At 44.0% G+C, this 17,272-nt stretch carries 12 protein-coding genes; 7 read left to right on the forward strand and 5 right to left on the reverse strand.

Features of this window, described 5'->3' with window-relative positions; all coding sequences use genetic code 11:
* Positions 1-7 precede the first annotated feature (7 nt).
* On the forward strand, positions 8-892 hold the full coding sequence (locus tag ACMXYV_RS00215; protein ID WP_415889778.1) for a zinc ABC transporter substrate-binding protein: 885 nt from the start codon (positions 8-10) through the stop codon (positions 890-892).
* On the opposite strand, the gene ACMXYV_RS00220 is transcribed toward ACMXYV_RS00215, so the two are convergent.
* The 3 genes from ACMXYV_RS00220 to ACMXYV_RS00230 form a co-directional block, all read right to left on the reverse strand.
* The gene (locus tag ACMXYV_RS00220; protein ID WP_415889779.1) at positions 889-1,317 is read right to left on the reverse strand and encodes a response regulator; all 429 of its coding nucleotides are present in this window, start codon (positions 1,315-1,317) and stop codon (positions 889-891) included. The two genes, ACMXYV_RS00215 and ACMXYV_RS00220, sit on opposite strands and share 4 nt — an antisense overlap.
* 132 nt (positions 1,318-1,449) lie before the next feature.
* Positions 1,450-3,480: a putative bifunctional diguanylate cyclase/phosphodiesterase gene (locus tag ACMXYV_RS00225; RefSeq protein ID WP_415889780.1), complete on the reverse strand. Its 2,031-nt coding sequence runs from the start codon at positions 3,478-3,480 to the stop codon at positions 1,450-1,452.
* A gap of 103 nt (positions 3,481-3,583) precedes the next feature.
* Positions 3,584-4,585, reverse strand: coding sequence for an ABC transporter substrate-binding protein (locus tag ACMXYV_RS00230; protein ID WP_415889781.1), 1,002 nt, complete (start codon positions 4,583-4,585; stop codon positions 3,584-3,586).
* Between the two features lie 223 nt (positions 4,586-4,808).
* On the opposite strand from ACMXYV_RS00230, the gene ACMXYV_RS00235 reads away from it, so the two are divergent.
* Positions 4,809-5,993, forward strand: coding sequence for an EAL and HDOD domain-containing protein (locus ACMXYV_RS00235; protein ID WP_415889782.1), 1,185 nt, complete (start codon positions 4,809-4,811; stop codon positions 5,991-5,993).
* An 18-nt stretch (positions 5,994-6,011) separates the two neighbouring features.
* Here ACMXYV_RS00235 and ACMXYV_RS00240 read toward each other — a convergent pair whose 3' ends face one another.
* Together ACMXYV_RS00240 and ACMXYV_RS00245 are read right to left on the reverse strand one after the other, a co-directional pair.
* On the reverse strand, positions 6,012-7,658 hold the full coding sequence (locus tag ACMXYV_RS00240) for an ATP-binding protein (RefSeq protein WP_415889783.1): 1,647 nt from the start codon (positions 7,656-7,658) through the stop codon (positions 6,012-6,014).
* Between the two features lie 17 nt (positions 7,659-7,675).
* Entirely contained in the window at positions 7,676-9,244 is a 1,569-nt protein-coding gene (locus ACMXYV_RS00245) for an HD domain-containing phosphohydrolase (RefSeq protein WP_415889784.1), read from the reverse strand.
* A gap of 244 nt (positions 9,245-9,488) precedes the next feature.
* On the opposite strand from ACMXYV_RS00245, the gene ACMXYV_RS00250 reads away from it, so the two are divergent.
* The 5 genes from ACMXYV_RS00250 to ACMXYV_RS00270 all read left to right on the forward strand — a co-directional run bounded on the left by ACMXYV_RS00250 (position 9,489) and on the right by ACMXYV_RS00270 (position 17,249).
* Positions 9,489-10,157 carry a hypothetical protein gene (locus tag ACMXYV_RS00250; protein ID WP_415889785.1) on the forward strand — a complete coding sequence of 223 codons (669 nt, stop codon included), beginning with the start codon at positions 9,489-9,491 and terminating at the stop codon, positions 10,155-10,157.
* 121 nt (positions 10,158-10,278) lie between these two features.
* The gene (locus ACMXYV_RS00255) at positions 10,279-10,782 is read left to right on the forward strand and encodes a DsrE family protein (RefSeq protein ID WP_415889786.1); all 504 of its coding nucleotides are present in this window, start codon (positions 10,279-10,281) and stop codon (positions 10,780-10,782) included.
* 71 nt (positions 10,783-10,853) lie between these two features.
* Positions 10,854-11,450 (forward strand): DUF2799 domain-containing protein, encoded by a 597-nt coding sequence (locus ACMXYV_RS00260; protein ID WP_415889787.1) that lies wholly within the window; start codon positions 10,854-10,856, stop codon positions 11,448-11,450.
* Positions 11,451-11,652: 202 nt separating this feature from the next.
* A complete protein-coding gene (locus ACMXYV_RS00265) occupies positions 11,653-16,380 on the forward strand; it encodes a response regulator (RefSeq protein WP_415889788.1) in 4,728 nt (1,575 codons plus the stop codon).
* A complete protein-coding gene (locus ACMXYV_RS00270) occupies positions 16,377-17,249 on the forward strand; it encodes a diguanylate cyclase (protein WP_415889789.1) in 873 nt (290 codons plus the stop codon). The genes ACMXYV_RS00265 and ACMXYV_RS00270 overlap by 4 nt, the downstream gene beginning before the upstream one ends.
* Positions 17,250-17,272 lie beyond the last annotated feature (23 nt).

A 17,272-nucleotide genomic window follows, 5' to 3' on the forward strand; every position in this document is an offset into this window, starting at 1 on the left:
GCGAAAGATGAAAAATATTGCCTTACTTTTTTTAACGCTTTTTGCTGCGAGCACAGCGACTGCTGATCAACCGATTAAGGTGGTAGCGAGTGTTAAACCATTACAGCTAGTTGTTGAAGGCGTAGTTGGTGAATTGGGGGAGGTTGATTCCCTAATTCCTGCAGGTAGCTCGCCGCATCATTACTCGTTAAAGCCTTCTGATTTACGCAAGCTACATGCTGCTGATCTAGCCGTGTGGGTTGGACCTGATATGGAGCAATTTTTAAGTAAAACATTAGAAAGCTCCAAAGTGCCTGCAGTACAGCTGTTGGAAAGTTCAGGTGAAGGACATCACGATCATCATGACCACCACGATCACGATGAACATGATTATCACAACCATGCAGTCGATCCTCACGTTTGGATGGACCCTGTCAAAATGCTGAAAGCTGCAGCAGAGATCAAAAAAGCCTTAGTGAAACTTCATCCATCACAGGCAGTTCAATTAGACAAAAATTACCAACAATTTGCGGCAGATATTTTGGCTACTGATCGTGCGAATTACGCCCAGCTAACGACTGTAAGAGAGCAAGGCTTTATCGTATTCCATGATGCCTTTGCGCCTTTTGTAGAGCATTACGATATGAATCAGCGTGGCTACTTCACGGTTGATCCAGCACGTGCGCCGGGTGCGAAAAAACTAAGAGCAATTCAAACTTTGCTGAAGGATGACCAAGTCGGTTGTATCTTTACTGAACCGCAGTTTGAAGCGAAGATTATCAAGCGCATTGTGGCTAAGCAGTCAGTGAAACTGGGTAAGCTAGACCCGTTAGCGATCGATATTACTTCTGAACAGGGATATACAGGTTTCCTCAAGCAGCTCGCAAATAATATGGAAACCTGTCTGCGTTAAGCGTAAGAGATATCTACAGGGTGCTCTAGTAGATCGTTAATGCGCGCGCAAAGTGTCGAGGGTTGATAAGGTTTGACCACATAACCATCAACCCCGACCGTAATGCTTTCATGGATTAAATTGGTTTCGGCATGGGCGGTCAGCATTACAAAAGAGACCTTCTCTAGACGTTGATCTGCGCGGATTTGGCGCAGTAACTCCATACCGTTCATTTCTGGCATATCCCAGTCACATATCACCAGATCGATATTCATCAGCTTTAAGCGTTTTAGCGCTTCTTGGCCGTTAGGGCTTTCGACAAACTTACGAAACCCCATCTCTTTAAGGGTCGTACGAGTGATCATGCGCATGGATTGCATGTCATCGACGATCAAAACTACGGCTTTTTCTGGTGCAACGGTGATTTGGCGCTTTTTACTGGTCATAATTTACAAATCTACTCTAAAGCCTAGAGATAATGAAAGATCTAACCCGCTGATAATACTTGGCTTTTAGGCTAGGCCCAACCGCAAAAAATACTAAAATTTACTTTTTACTCTGCTTCGTCTTAATTCATCTTAATGTTCTTCCACTGTGCATCTGCTGTTTAAACGCAAATACTCCTGCTCAAATTCATTAGCGGTCATCGGTTTGCCAAAAAGGTAGCCTTGAACCTGACTGCACCCTTCTGCTTTCAACATATCGACTTGATCTTGTTGCTCAACTCCTTCTGCAATGACAGTTAATTTCAGGCTATTGCCCAGAGCGATAATTGCTTGGCAGATGGAGTAGTCATCTGATTCTTCATTAAGCCCTTCAACAAAAGACTTATCGATTTTTAACTTGGTGAGCGGTAAGCGTTTGAGATAAGACAATGAAGAGTAACCGGTACCGAAATCGTCCAATGCTAAGCGTAAACCATGATGTTTAAGCTGATTGAGTTGCTGAATTGCCTCTTCAGGATCATTTAGTACACAGCTTTCGGTAATCTCCAACTCCAGTAGTTGAGGTGGATAACCTGTTTTTTTAAGTACGTTTTGTATTTGTTGCGGCAGTTGTTGGTGTTCTAACTGTTTTGCTGAGATATTTACGGCTAGCAGAAGGTCTGTTGCACCTTGATCCAACCAGATTTTTACCTGTTGGCAAGCTTGCTCGAGTACCTGAGTTCCAAGCTGCTGTATCAGCCCTTTCTCTTCAGCTAACGGAATAAATTTATCGGGTGTGATTAATCCTTGTTTGGGATGATGCCATCTTACTAGCGCTTCTACACCGACCAGTTGATGGGATGAGATATCAAATTGAGGTTGGTAGTAGATTGAGAGTTGCTTGAGTTTAAGTGCTTCTCGCAGATCGCCTTCTAACTCCAGCCATGTTAGAGCGTGTTGGTTCATCCCTTTGCTGTAGAAATTAAAGCAATTGCCGCCAGTCTGCTTCGCTTGATACATGGCAGTATCGGCATTTTTTATCAACTCAATGGCTTCAGAGCCGTCATTGGGATAGATACTGATACCTATACTGGCGTTTAGATACAACGTATGGCCATCGTACTCGTATGGAACTTCTAAGCTGGCGATTAATTTACGGGCAAGTTCGGCAGCATCATCTTGTTGATAAAGTTGATCGATAATGACGGTAAATTCGTCACCACCAATGCGTGCGAGTAGATCGGATCGGCGTAGGGTTTTATTAAAGCGGTTAGCCATTTCTACTAAAACAGCGTCCCCAGTGCTGTGACCGAGGGAGTCGTTGATTTGTTTGAATTTATCCAGATCGATAAAAAAGATAGCGGCTAGGGTTTGATGATCCCGACAACGCTGTATGGTGAGGTCTAAATTGCGCATAAATAGCGAACGGTTGGATAGACCGGTAAGGCTGTCCTGTTCGGCTAAACGTTTTAAGGTGTGTTTTTGCTTTTGTAGTTCGGATGTCCGTTTATTGACCTCCGTTTTTAGCTGATCAATAGAAACCGTGCTGTGCTCGAGTTGCTCGGTCATCTCGTTAAAGTGGACTGCTAAGCTTCCAATTTCATCACTATGTTCTGCTTCGATACGGCAGCTAGTGTTACCTTGTGCGAGTTCCTGAATTCCAGTTTCGATCTGTTCTAACCGGCGGCGAAAGAGGCGTAAGGTGAGGAACGTCGCTATAGCTATTAATATGGCTAAGCTCAGCAGTACGGACTGAATAATTGCAGCTTTTTGTTGCATATACTGCTGTGCATTAGCTAGAGCACGGTGTTCTAATCGAAAGCTTTCTTCACTCATGCTCAGGAGTGTTGTATCTAAGCGGTCAAGTAGATAATTGTGGCTATTGAGCCGATTAACGGAAAGTTTCGGCGTGCTATGTACGTAAGTCATGCGCTTGTAAAGCGAGCTAATACTCTCGTTTTGGTGGCGTAAGCTTTGAATATAGGTCTGTTCATCCTGTCCGAAAGGCTCGAGCTCATCTAAATAGGTTTTGAGCTGTCTTTGAATCCGAAAACCTCGCTCGATAGATTCTAGATCTTTGTAGCGCTCGTGCAGTCGAAATTGGCTGCGTAGTGCATTGGTTTCGACTTGTATACGAGAGATCGCATCTACCCGCTTAAACAGAGATGCTCTGTGAGTATCCATCCAACCTAATCCTACAAGCATACTTAAACAAAGTAGGACGGTGAGTAGCGTTAATATAATCAGCCGAGTTCTTATGGTCATAGTTACAGCTTTGCCCTCTGACTTACAGCGACGATGCGTGTGGATCTATCTTTTGCAGAGCAGTCGCATCAAAAAATTGAATAAAGTCAGGAGCTGTCTCATTGATGACTAATTTTGATTCAATAGCCCAACGTGCTTGCTGTTCGATAGAGCTTACTTGTGATTGATTTAATGACAGCTTGAAGAGGTAGTCCTGCCAGATCCAGTCAATAAAGGCCTGACTCAGTTCCAGCTGTTCCTGAAGAATCATCTGAGATTCCTCAGGGTGCTCTGCAATGTAGTGTACAGCTCTATTTAAGGCCGCTAAGACCTTCTGTTCATTTTCTATATTTCGGGTATCACCCTTCAAGCCCACCAAATTGAAACTGAGGTTATAAAGCCCTTTAGTATCTAAAGGGTGAGCGGGGTTATTTCTATTGGATGCTGAGGTAAATGCAAAAGGCTCCCAAACCGATATAGCTGAGACCTCTCCTAAACTTAGTGCTTTGGGAAGGTCGACTACGCTGTAGGCTTTGGTTAGTACCATGTTGGGATCCACGCCAGACAGGGTAAGCCATGTATGTAGGAAGTATTCACTGGCACTACCCTTAACAATACCGACTGATTTTCCAATTAGGTCTTGAGCTTTATCGATACCACTGCCTGATAGGCTCATTAGTTTGATGTCGTTATCAGACTCTACGAAACTACTGAGTACGGAAAAGTGATCATACTTAAAGCCATTAAACATAATCACTGAGTTAGAGGAGGTGGCTAGATCTACCTCGTTACTTAATAGTGCTGAAAAACATTTGGTGCCACCAGCGAGCGACACTAACTCTGCATTAATCCCTTCGGCTTTAAAGAAGCCTTGCTTATCTGCAATATAAAAGGGTGCAGATAAAGGGGTGGTAGAAACAGCAATACGCACAGAGGGTAGCGCTTTTTTGGTTAATACTTGCGAGTCAGATGATTGGTACCCGAAGAACAAGATAGCAACGACTGCGATGGCTAAGGCGATCCCCGCCTTGATGAATCCATTCATGTTGGCCTCAAAACACTATTACAGTGGTGATTGAAGGTTTCTTGAATTAACTAATGTTTAGTATTTGCTCAGAAATGGCAGAGCGCAAGGTGCTAAGGGTATTTTCGCTATTAATTATAGGGAAATTGTAAAAGCTATTGCTTAGGATCAATGGCTTTGGGTATTTAGCTTATTCTGGCATGGGATTAGAATGGGGAAGTAACGTTTTGAATAAAGGGATGAGATGAATCAGCCGGTACTTTTTTCTAGGCAGCCGATTTTTGACGCGCATTTAAATACCTATGCTTACCAATTGGTTTCTGCTACCGAGCACACTGATGCAGAGAGTCGCGGCTCTGATACCGCGGAGGTGGTTGTTAATGCGTTCAGTAATCTCCTAGATAATGGCCATGTAAAGTGCCTTCCTGCTTGGGTTAAGGTCGATGCGTCTTGGTTATATGATGCTCAATTTCCGGATTTACCGGTTGAATCATTAGTACTTGATTTAACCGCAGAGGCTTTGTCAGTCCCTAACTTGGCAGAGATTTTGAAAGATCTGACGGTCAAAGGCTATCGTGTCTCTATGCCTGCAGATTTTGATGTAGCTTTACATCGGTTTGCCCACATCATCAGGATCGATTGCCAACAATATAGCGCGGATGCGCTGATCGAACTTTCGAAGACGATTAAACAGCAATGGGGCATCAAATTGTTGGCAGAAAATGTCGCGAGCTTTGAGCAATATGATCGTTGTAAAGCTGCGGGTTTCGATCTGTTTATGGGCTGGTTCTTTGCTGAGCCTCAGTTGGTTAGTGGACGCAAGTTAGCTCGAAATGAACTGGTTATGTTTCAACTGATCGGGGAAGTGAACAGACCTGAAGCAACTGTCGATTCTATTGAACAGATCTTACAACGCGACCCAGAACTCGTTGCCAGTTTACTAAAGCTAGTGAATTCCGCCGCTTTAGGTGGTCGTCGCACCATTTCTAGTATATCTGAAGCGGTGATCAATATCGGTCTAACTGAACTGAAAAAATGGGTACTGCTGTTCGCGCTTTGTCATAATAAACAGTTGCCAAGTGAGTTGATCGGACTGTTACTAATCAAAGCGAAGATGTGTCAGCTGATGACCGTAAAGCACAGCCATGTGGACTCCGGCACCGCTTTTATGACTGGCCTTTTATCAGGGATAGACGCTGTTCTAGGCATACCTCTACCTGAGTTATTGGAACAATTACCGGTTCAAGTGGAAGTTAAGCGGGCGGTACAGGGCGGAAATAACCCATTGGGTAAACTGCTTGCTCAAGTTGAAGCCTATATTCGGGCCGATTGGGATCTACTGCCTAAAGGAGAAGAGTTTCATTTTGTGGCGGATTGCTATACCAAATCGGTCACGTGGAGTTCCGATCTACTGCAAGAACTTAATTAACTCAGTCCCAATTTCTGCTTAAGCTAGATGTTCAGGGACGTGGTGCTCTTTGGCTTCTAGTGGCATAGACACGCGGATGTGGAAGCCAGGCTGATCTGCATTAATCAGTTCGATCTTACCGCCTAATTGTTGCGAGACAATATTAAATACAATCGACATACCTAAACCGCTACCGCCTTTACCTCGTTTGGTGGTGAAAAACGGTTCGAAGAGCTTTTTGCTCTCTTCGAGTGATAAACCTCGACCATCATCATGGTATTCCATCATGGCATTGTATTCGTCTGCGTAAGCGCGGACTTTGATATTGCCGCCCTCTTTGCCTTCAAATCCATGTATGGTCGAGTTATTAATTAAATTGCTCAATATGTGGTGGAGCGCACCTGGGTAGCTATTTAAATTGATATCCTCAGGTAGATCTAAATGAAAATTTACATTCTGATGTTTGTACTGTGGATAGATGGTTTGAATTGATGACTCAAGGTAGGTTTTGAGATTGAATTGCTGTTTTGCATCGTAACTTTGGTCAGTCGCGATTAGTTTAAAGCTCGATATAAGCTTACTGGCTTTAATAATGTTGGCTTCAAACAGAGCACTTGATTCCTCGATACCATCTAAAAACTCAGTTAGCTCGGACTGTGTGAGCTTGCCGTCAGAGAGTTTAGTACGAATATCTTTACTATGTTCACCCTGAAAACTAGCTGCGGTGCGGCATACGCCGATAGGCGTGTTAATCTCATGGGCTACGCCCGCCACCATATTCCCCAAAGCGGCCATTTTTTCTGTTTCTACTAACATATCCTGTGCGGATTTTAGTTCGGTCATGGAGTCTTCTAGTTGCTGGGTACGTTCTTTTACTTTGTCTTCCAATGTCTCTTTATACTCGCGCTCAGTTTCGAGCAATGCATCTCTCTGTTCTACTAAGCTTTGTAAGTGAAGCTTGTTTTCATTGAGCTCTTGGTAAGAGTTATAGATGCTATCCCTCATCTCATTGATACTGACGGCTACGGTATCGATCTCATCATATTTTTCCGGGGGATTGCGTTTATTTAACGATAGAGGTTTGGAGAGGGTAAATACATCCATATCGCGAAGGTAGCTGGAAATCGCTTGTAGGTGACGGGTGATATGCAGCCAGACTACCAGCAGAATAAAGCCAGCTACTAAAAACGTTTTGATACCGTTACTCACAAGGATTACCCCTGCTTTGCTGATTAAGCGGTTATAAACATTATCGATACTGGCGGTTACGCGTAGTTGTCCAATATTTTGCGTATTGATACCTGGAGCGCTGTATTCAAGAGGGAGGTCTATGGTTCGGGTGGCGCGCGAAATAGGTTTGCCTTGCTCCCAACTGGTTTCACCGTCAACCAAAATAGAAACGTACTCTATATCTGGCAGTTGGCTTAGACCGACCAATTGGGTTTCTATTTGTGAGTCATCTAAAGACCACACACTCAGGGTGATCGCTTGTAGATAGGAGGTTTGTATATTGTTGAACTGCTGTTCTATTCGACTGATATCAGCATGATAATCCAGTGCAAGCTGCAAACTGGTACTAAAAAGGGTAAAGAATGAGCTAAAAACAATGATCAGAACCGCAAAGCGTTTTCCCAGTCGGCCTGAGATTATTTTGGATGAAACTTTCTTTGGTGAGGTTTCAAACATAGCTTCTGTAGCATCCGTTAATCAGGGAAGTGTTCACATATCAGCAAAATTGCATCCAAGTTTTTTTGGAATAATGTAATCAATTGAGGATCAAACTGTTTACCGCTTTGCTCCTCCAACAGTGCGAGCGTTTCCTCTAAAGGCCAATCCTCTTTGTAACAACGTTTGCTATTGAGTGCGTCGAAAACATCAGCAACAGCAGTGATTCTGCCCGAGAGAGGGATCTCATCTCCAGCTAGTCCTCTCGGATAGCCTGTGCCGTCCCATTTCTCATGGTGTGTGCCTGCAATGCGAGCAGCTAATTGAAATATAGGCCTTTCCGATCGACTTAGCATAGTTTCGCCAATCTCAGCATGAGTTTGCATCACCTGCCATTCATCAGCGTCGAGTTTGCCGGGCTTGTTCAGAACTGCATCTGGAATAGCGATTTTACCTAAGTCATGCAGAGGTGAAGCTAAGCGCATATTTTCTACAAACATCTGGTTGGTGCCGTAAGCTTCTGCAAGTAGGGCTGAAATTTCGGCGACGCGCTTAACATGGCCGCCGGTTTCTTTAGAACGTTTCTCTACAGCTTCCCCTAAAATGTAAATCAGCTCAGCTTGAGTATCCTGAATTTCTTCTTTGAGTAGCAAGGTGTGGTAGGTCGCGATCACATCGGCACTAAATATTTCTAAAAGGTGCTTTGCATGCTCATCAATATCATTATGGTGTTTGATATACAGCAAGCTTTCGGTGCCAGAGATGCCTGAATGGTAAGCAATATAGCCATCATAGGTATGAATTGAACGTTTCTCCCTTAATGCTTGGCTAAAAACCTTCTGTAATTCCTCCGGTAACTCATCCTCATGATACTGAGTCATCGCTGACTCAATGCTGTTTTCGATCGCCTCTCCTTGCAATAACGGCTCCAAAGCCCCTGTGGCTGCCAGAACGGTAAAGTGGGTGGCATCTCTGTAGATACGTCTAGTACAGCAATAGATCGAATCAGGTTCAAAATTGAGCAAAGAGATAAGCTGATCCAGAATAGCTGAAGCTAATCTGCTCAAAGAGTTCACTTGATTGATCTGCCCTATGGCATGAATAACGGTTTCTAGTGATTTACGTTGGCGATCAATGGTTTTGATATCACGATAGGAGCGAAGTGAGGAGTAGATCAGAGTCTTAAGCTTTGTACCTGTTAACTCAGTTTTATCTTTGTAGTCATTGATATCGTATTCTTGGATTACCTGCTCTTCTGGTGCCTGTCCTGGTTGGCCAGTGCGTAGAACGATACGGGTCATATGGTTGGAAAATTCGTCTCTTATGGTCCGTACAAGCTTTAAGCCTGCATCCTCGGTTTCCATGACAACATCAACTAACGCAAGAGCAATATCGGTACCATGCTGTTCACAGAGCTGGCGGGCCTCCGTGCCTGATTGAGCTTCGAGTAATTCGATTGGGCGATTATCGAAGGTAACGTTTTTTAGCACGAGGCGAGTTACACGATGCACGCCTTCTTCATCATCTACAATCAGTACTTTCCAAGGCGATATTCCCTTATCTTGAACTGACGATTCTTCAGCGGCGAAAAGTAAAGTGTTGGTCATCGCATCTTCCTGCTACTACTAAGAGGGTGTGACTTACCCTGAGTAAGTGTAGCCCATACCTAACAATAGGATAGGCTGGTTTGCTATGTCGGACGAATTTACCTTTCTTTGCATATTACCCTTATCCATACTGAATTGTGAACAAAAAACAATCAGTTTGTTTTGGCGTAAATAAGCATTAACTTATTAAATAGTTAATACACACGGGTGAAATCAGTACCCAAGTACCATGGTTAATCAGTAGATGCTGAATAAACTGAGATTTAAAGGAACCTCCGAGCCAAGCTGGCATCAAACGCATACAGCTATTATTCGTAGGTTTATCAACATTACCGGTGGGGAGGTAAGCATGTTGGGTCGTGTTCGGAAAGGGTTAGTGGCGTTATCAGCGAGTTTATTGCTTATATCAGCGAGCTTACAGGCTGCGCCATTAGACGGAAAAAAAGATATCTTATTAGTGGATAAAAAAGGCCAATCTATCGTTGTTGGGACGGTAAATTTTAAGCCGGACGAGTCTGGCAGCCACTATGAATTGCATATGGATCACGCTAAATTTCGTGATTATTTTCTCTCAATGAAAGAGATGAAATGTCTAGAAGGCCCTGAATTATGGTGTCATCTGGCTTACCCATATAAACAACCCAATAGGGTCACACAGGATGATCTGAGTTGGTTGTCCCATGATTTGTTGTTCATGTTTAAGAAGAAAGAGGAGTTTGGCGCCAACTTCTGGAACGGTATCTACTACCACATGCAGATTGAAGGTGATGAAATTCGAGGTAAGGCGCAAGCCGTAGATTTGAATGTGCTGGCATCTCCACCTGACGATCTTAACGTCCCGCCTATGAACGAGGGTGAGCGTGATGAGATCGACCGTACTAAGCGTTGGTTACCCGATCTGATAATCCGTTAATAATTTTTGGCGCGTAAATCAGAGCTCATTTTTTATTGAAAACCGGAGGTGAGATACCACCGGTTTTTTTGTTACTGTCTGCAGACTGTTTCGCATGAATTTATGGAATAAAGAGGGTCTTATGCATAAGTGTTTACAAGGAATAAAGTTCGTTAGCTTTCTGCTGCTCTTTACGATTACCAGTATCAATGCGGAGCAAAAATATAACGATGCAGCGGCGCTTAAAGGTATCGAACAAGCCAAAGGCGTGTTTCTGATTGACTTTAAAACGGCTAAAACCACCGCGTTCTACTTGGATTTGATTGTGGGAACGTATGATGGTTTTAAACGACAGGGCGTTGAGCCAGAGATTGTCGTAGTTGTCATTGGTCCAACGGTGCAGTTTTTAAGTAAAGAAGCCAAGCCGGAATTAGCATTTGAATATGAAGAATCATTCGATTCGATTCAGCAAAGTATTAAGGCTTTGGCAAAGCGAAACGTTCGTATAGAGATATGCGCCATCGCTACAGATGTGTTTGACGTTGATAATGAGAAACTACCAAAAGAGCTTGATGTAGTCGCTGACGGTTTTATCTCACTGATCGGTTGGCAGACACAAGACTACAAGTTAGTACCGGTCTTTTAATTTAGTATCAGTCGTTTTGTGTTCAGCTTGAGTCAGTTAAGTTTATTTATTTCATTGAAGGTTTACCTGTTATGCGTCCATTGATATTGGCATCGTTGTTTTTAGTTCTGTCCGGCTGTGCCAGTTTAAGCCAAGAAGAATGCCTGACGGGCGATTGGCAAGGTATTGGTTATAGAGATGGTCTGCAGGGGAAAACAGAAGCGTATCTAGCTGAACATCAGTCGGCTTGCGCCGAATATCAAGTGAGCCTGAATCTTGAAGACTACCTGCGAGGCCGAAAAGAGGGACTGAAAAATTATTGCCAGCCAGATAATGGCTATCGTTTGGGCCGTCAAGGTGCTGAATATGCTTATGTTTGTCCAGCTGAATTAGATATGGCTTTCGTGGCTAAATATCAGCAGGGCCGAGAGATTTACCAGCAAGAGAAAGCCGTTAAAACCTTAGAGACTGAGATTCGTAAAAATAAAGCTGAGCAAACTAATCTAAAAGATCAGATTGTTAAAACAGAAACTAAGTTGGTGGCAGATGGAAAAAGCCGAAGTGAGCGTCAGTATTTATTAGATGATCTTAAGGAGTTTGAGCAGCGTTTGCCTAATTTAAAATCTGAGCTTTACCGTATGGAAATACAGCTGCAACGTGAAAAAACAGCACTGCAAAACTTACTTTAAGTGGTACCAGCCTACAGGTTTTTTTAGGCTGTTAATCTTAATCCGCATCATTGGTCTATTAAGGGGCGAAATTATCCTGTCGTAAAGCTAAATTAGGCTATGCTTTAAGGAATGGAATTCTTAAGCAGGTCTTTGATATTGATCGGTTTTATAATTCCTTCAGCTATTGATCTGCTTAAACTAGACAAAGGACGTACTCTGTATGAAGAGGGAAGAGGCAGCTGAGGCTTCCGTACCTAATCCTGATACCGGTCGCAAGGTTTCACTACGCGTAAAACTCATGGTCTGGATGACCTTGTTGGCGCTTATCCCCTTGGCCTTTGTCTCTTGGTTGAGTTATCAACAAGCTAAAGACAGCCTGCTGGTGGCAGCAGAGGAAAAGCTTCGTCAGTCCTCCCTTGTAACTGTCCGTTCCATCAAAAACTGGTTTGATTATCGTGTAGTCGATCTGCGTTTCAAAGCGGAATCCCACGATACTATCTCCATGTTGTCTTCTCTTTCAAACGGACTTCAAGAAAGTGGGTTAAAAGCTAAAGATTATGTTTTAAGTGATGATTGGGCTCAGCGAGTAGATAGCCATAAAGCTGATTTGATCAGTTTTAGCCGTCGTTATGATTATATTTACGATCTTTTCTTGATCGATAGCCGAGGCAATATTCTTTTTTCAGTCGCGCAAGAATCGGACCTTGGCACAAGCTTGCAGCGCGGCCCTTTTAGCAGCACAAAGTTTGCCTATAGCGTTAAAAATACTCTCCGTAGTGGTAATGTTTCATTCTCTGGTATGGAGCTTTATGCCCCTTCCAATGGCGCTTTTGCTGGTTTCTTGACCGCGCCAATTAATGATAAGGATGGCAAAACGATAGGTGCTTTTGCTATTCAACTGCGCTTTGATCGAGTGTTTGACCTACTTGATGTAGCGGTCGATGAAAAACAGCAGCATCTTCACTACTTAATGAATATTGATGGCACATTAATTACGCCTATTGGTAACAACAGGGATGAAGTACTCAAGCGTAAAGTCGAAACTGAAATGTATCTGCATGCAGTGGCGAATACTGATCAAAACTCTATTCAGCATGCGTTGAATTATATCGGCCCCAATGGTGTGCCTGTTATCGGTATGCATGATGTGATTGTGCTTGAGAATATTCGTTGGATTCTGATAAGTGAAGTTGATCTAGATACCGCTTTAAGGGCTTCTCAATGGTTGGGGCAAATTACCTTAGCTTTATGCCTTGTAACCGCGTTTATTGTCTTATTGATGGGATTTGGGATTGCTGGTCGGATCACAAAACCTTTAATTACCTTGGCGTACGCAAGTCGGGAAGCATCTGCAGGTAATGCAGAGCAAGTAGAGGTGAATGCCAATAACATCGAAACGGCTCATTTAGCTGATGCCTTCAATATGATGTTGGAGACACGCAAACTACATGAGGCCGAACTGAGGCGCAGTGCTGAGCGAGCCAATCAAGCGCTTTTGGAATTAGGGGAGCAGAAGTTTGCCTTAGATCAGCATTCTATTGTGGCGGTCACTGACCTCAAGGGTACGATCACCTACGCTAATGAAAAGTTTTCTCAGATCAGTGGTTTTACTCGTGAAGAATTGATTGGGCAGAACCACCGAATTCTCAATTCTGGGTATCATCCGCGAGAGTTTTTTATAGAACTCTATCGTACGATTGCAGCAGGCGATGTTTGGCATGGCGAGATCCGTAACCGTAATAAGCAGGGTGGTATTTATTGGGTCGATACAACGATCGTTCCTTTTAAGGACGATACTGGGAACCCGCTGAGTTATGTGGCTATCCGTAGTGATATCACCAAACGTAAGCAAATGGAGTTGGAGATTACTGAATCGTTGACTATGCAGGCTTCGATTTTGGAATCAACTGATAACGGCATTCTGGTAACTAAGAATGATGGCGGTGTTATTCGCTATAACAAGCGCTTTGCTGAAATGTGGGGCTTACCTGAAGAGTTCAATGATCACTCCCGTGTGCTGGGTCCCATATTACGGCAGTTAAACAACGCTGATGAAGCCGCACGAAATGTTAAAGGCCTTATCAACTCCGAAGGGCGTTCCCACTTTACTAGTTTAAGTCTCAACGATGGTCGTACATACGAGCAATCCTCAATTCCTATGTACGTAGAGGATAGTGCGGTGGGACGGGTATGGTCTTTCCGTGATGTTTCCACCCGAGTGGATGCAGAGCAAGGTTTGATCAAGGCATTAGATCTTGCTGAAGATATGCAAGGTAAACTCGAAGATGCCTTGAGTCGTGTGGATGTTGCGGTGGAATCATCTGGCTTGGGGATATGGGAGTGGGATCTGATCACCAATGAACTGCAATGGGACGATCAGATGCTTAAGATTTACCAAGTTCCAGAAGAGGTCATCAATAACAATCTCTATTTTGACTACTGGCGAGAGCGAGTCTGTCCTGAAGACCTTGATATGGCGGAAGGCTCATTGAAAGAAGCTGTTCGCGGGAGACATGATTGGCACTGTGAATTCAGACTTAACTTCCCAGATGGTTCTGTTCGTTATGTGAAGGCCACAGCAGCCCATATGGTCGATGACCAAGGGTGTTCCCTGAAAATGATCGGTACCAATCTGGACGTGACCCTTGAGCGCGAAATGGAACAGAGTTTGATTGCGCTCAAGAATGAAGCGGAACAAGCGAATATTGCTAAGAGTGAATTCTTAGCCAATATGAGCCACGAGATCCGCACACCGATGAACGGTGTCCTTGGTATGTTGGGGTTATTGCTGAATACGCCGCTCACGGATGATCAACGTCATCGTGCGGTTGTAGCTCAAACCAGTGCTAACTCTCTGCTTGCTCTGATTAACGATATCCTCGATTTCTCCAAAGTGGATGCAGGCAAACTAGAGCTTGAATGTATCGACTTTAATTTGCGCGGTATGTTTGGGGAGTTTGCCGAAGCTATGGCTCTGCAAGCGCAAGATAAAGGTTTGGAGCTTATCCTGGACCTAACTGGCGTAGAAACGTCCACGGCTAAAGGTGATCCAGGGCGTTTACGCCAGGTGCTGATTAACTTGGTTGGCAATTCCATTAAATTCACTAATGAAGGTGAGGTGGTCATTCGCTCACAGCTTAAGCATGTAGGCGATAGATTGCGTTTGGATTGTGGAATTAAGGATACCGGCATAGGTATTCCCCCTGAAAAGTTGCCTGAACTATTTGAATCCTTTAGCCAAGTCGATGCTTCTACTACCCGTGAATATGGCGGTTCTGGGTTGGGGCTCGCAATCTGTAAAAAGCTATGTGAGTTAATGGGTGGGGAAATCTCAGTAAAAAGTACGGTTGGTCAAGGTAGTGAATTTAACTTTAGTGTTTATCTGGAAAACAGTGAACAAGCAGAGGCGGTTGTCCCTTACACGGGTATAGAAAATCTCGATATATTGATCGTAGATGACAACAAAACTAACCGAGAAGTGCTATCTGCGCAGTTACTGCATTGGGGGGCAAAAGTCGTGGAAGCGGAAGATGGCAATGAAGCGATTGCTTGTTGTGAAGCTTTCTACGAGTCTTCAAATGCATGTTTTGATGTTGTCTTTATGGATATGCAGATGCCGGGTATGGATGGTGCCGAGCTGGGAAGGGCTTTGAAAGCTGATGATCGCTTTAGCTCAGCCAAACTCATCTTAATGACCTCAATGGCACATCGTGGTGATGCTAAGCGTTTTGCAGATATAGGTTTTAGTGGTTACTTCCCTAAACCTGCGACAACCTCTGATATCTTTGATGCGCTACAAGTGGTTGCGAGTGGTGGTGAAGCATTGAATAACGCCTCACCGTTAGTTACAAGTCATTATCTCAAGGATCTCTCGATTGAAGGTCATCCAACCTTGGGTGAGAAACGTATCCTAGTGGTCGAGGATAACCAGATTAATCAGCTGGTGGTACAAGGGATCTTACAAGAACTCGGCCTCTCCGCTGATATGGCAGGAAATGGTATAGAAGCATTACAGAGTCTCAATACTGCGTTAGATAATAACTGCCCTTACGATTTGGTATTGATGGATTGTCAGATGCCTGAGATGGATGGTTATGAAGCAACTCAGCAGATAAGGGCGGGTAAAGCTCAGCAGAAAAATATCACTGTCCCGATTATCGCAATGACAGCAAATGCGATGGCAGGGGATAGGGAAAAGTGCCTTGCTGCAGGTATGGATGATTACTTGAGTAAACCCGTTTCACCAGTTGCTCTTAATCAAGTGCTACAGCGTTTCTTGGGGATTGCAGAAACAGTTGAAAAACCACAGGCACATGAGGAAGCGGAAAAAGTAACTGCTGTTGTGTGGGATAAGCAGGATGCTATCGCACGCATGATGGGTAAAGAGGAGCTTATCGCCCCCTTATTAGATATCTTTGCGGTTGATGCTGATCCTATAGTGGAGAACATTGAAACTTACATCAGTAATTCTGATTGGGCCGCCGCAGGTAAATCTGCACACGCGGTGAAAGGTATGGCTGCGAATCTTTCAGCAATAGCCTTGCAGGCACAGGCTGCTAAGTTGGAAAAGCTCGCTAAGGCAGATGATGGTGGTGAAGTTTTAAAAGTGTTGCCTGAGTTTCTGCAAGCCTATGACGAGGTGAAAGCCTGTTTTGCAGAGTACGCCTCGCAAAAAGAAGAGACGCCGCACGTAGGACTCACGGAAGACGAGTTTAAAGAAAAGCTTATTTCGATTCGTGAAGCAGTTAATTTAGGTAGCTATATAGATACCACAGAGTATGATGACTTATGGATGAGCGCGAACGGTTCTGAATTTGAGGGGCCGCTAGAACAGCTTCACGCTAGATTATCAGCATTTGATTTTGAGGCTGCTGAGGATAGCTTGGCTATAATGGAACAAGCCCTTGGCATTCAACCAGAGCTTTCGGACGGAGTCGACGAGACATGAGCAAGCCTGTCGTTTTAATCGTAGACGATGTGCCTTCAAATATTAAAGTCTTGGCAAACTGCCTAAAAGACCACTACCGGATTAAGGTAGCTACCGGGGGCAATGACTGCTTGAAACTAGCGGTTGCTGATCCTGTGCCTGATCTAGTCCTTTTAGATATCGAAATGCCGGATATGGGTGGCTACGAAGTGTGTCAGAAGCTTCAAGGTCAGCCCCACACTCAAGATATTCCTATTATTTTTGTTACCGCTCGGGATGCTGATCGTAACGAAGAACTCGGTTTGCAACTAGGTGCGGTCGATTACATCGCAAAACCTGTACGTCCTTCTATCGTACTGGCGCGTGTGAATACACATGTCACGCTTAAACAGCAGCGGGATCTGCTCAAAGAGATCGCATTGAAGGATCAACTGACAGGCCTCTATAACCGCTATTACCTCTTAGAAACAGCTGAACAGCGTTTAGCGCATACCGAACGTCACAGTGATCCACTCAGCGTGATGTTGCTCGATCTTGATTACTTTAAACAGGTGAATGATACCCACGGCCATTTGGTAGGCGATAAAGTGCTGCGTGAGTTCGGTGATCTTTTAGGACGTATCTGCCGAAAAGATGATATTCCTGCGCGTTTTGGCGGTGAAGAGTTTGTTGTTTTGCTCGGGCATTGTGATTTGGAAGCTGGTGTGGAGAAGGCTGAAGAGGTTCGTGAACGGGTGGAGCAATTAAAACCGGAAGGATTAGATATCACGGTTAGCATTGGTGTAGTGCAATTCTACCCAGGTGAGAGTATCGAACAGTTGCTAGATCGTGCTGATAAAGCGCTCTACAAAGCCAAAGATGAAGGGCGAAATTGTGTAGTTAGTGAGTAATTGATTATTCAATCTGAGCTGGT

Origin of the sequence: Neptuniibacter sp. SY11_33 (genome assembly GCF_047778025.1) — a bacterium.
Lineage (GTDB): Bacteria > Pseudomonadota > Gammaproteobacteria > Pseudomonadales > Balneatricaceae > Neptuniibacter.

What these genes read in the sequence shown, in the direction of transcription:
- ACMXYV_RS00215 (WP_415889778.1), top strand. Translation starts at nt 8, where the DNA reads ATGAAAAATATTGCCTTACTTTTTTTAACGCTTTTTGCTGCGAGCACA.
- ACMXYV_RS00220 (WP_415889779.1), bottom strand. Translation starts at nt 1,317, where the DNA reads ATGACCAGTAAAAAGCGCCAAATCACCGTTGCACCAGAAAAAGCCGTA.
- ACMXYV_RS00225 (WP_415889780.1), bottom strand. Translation starts at nt 3,480, where the DNA reads ATGGATACTCACAGAGCATCTCTGTTTAAGCGGGTAGATGCGATCTCT.
- ACMXYV_RS00230 (WP_415889781.1), bottom strand. Translation starts at nt 4,585, where the DNA reads ATGAATGGATTCATCAAGGCGGGGATCGCCTTAGCCATCGCAGTCGTT.
- ACMXYV_RS00235 (WP_415889782.1), top strand. Translation starts at nt 4,809, where the DNA reads ATGAATCAGCCGGTACTTTTTTCTAGGCAGCCGATTTTTGACGCGCAT.
- ACMXYV_RS00240 (WP_415889783.1), bottom strand. Translation starts at nt 7,658, where the DNA reads ATGTTTGAAACCTCACCAAAGAAAGTTTCATCCAAAATAATCTCAGGC.
- ACMXYV_RS00245 (WP_415889784.1), bottom strand. Translation starts at nt 9,244, where the DNA reads ATGACCAACACTTTACTTTTCGCCGCTGAAGAATCGTCAGTTCAAGAT.
- ACMXYV_RS00250 (WP_415889785.1), top strand. Translation starts at nt 9,489, where the DNA reads ATGCTGAATAAACTGAGATTTAAAGGAACCTCCGAGCCAAGCTGGCAT.
- ACMXYV_RS00255 (WP_415889786.1), top strand. Translation starts at nt 10,279, where the DNA reads ATGCATAAGTGTTTACAAGGAATAAAGTTCGTTAGCTTTCTGCTGCTC.
- ACMXYV_RS00260 (WP_415889787.1), top strand. Translation starts at nt 10,854, where the DNA reads ATGCGTCCATTGATATTGGCATCGTTGTTTTTAGTTCTGTCCGGCTGT.
- ACMXYV_RS00265 (WP_415889788.1), top strand. Translation starts at nt 11,653, where the DNA reads ATGAAGAGGGAAGAGGCAGCTGAGGCTTCCGTACCTAATCCTGATACC.
- ACMXYV_RS00270 (WP_415889789.1), top strand. Translation starts at nt 16,377, where the DNA reads ATGAGCAAGCCTGTCGTTTTAATCGTAGACGATGTGCCTTCAAATATT.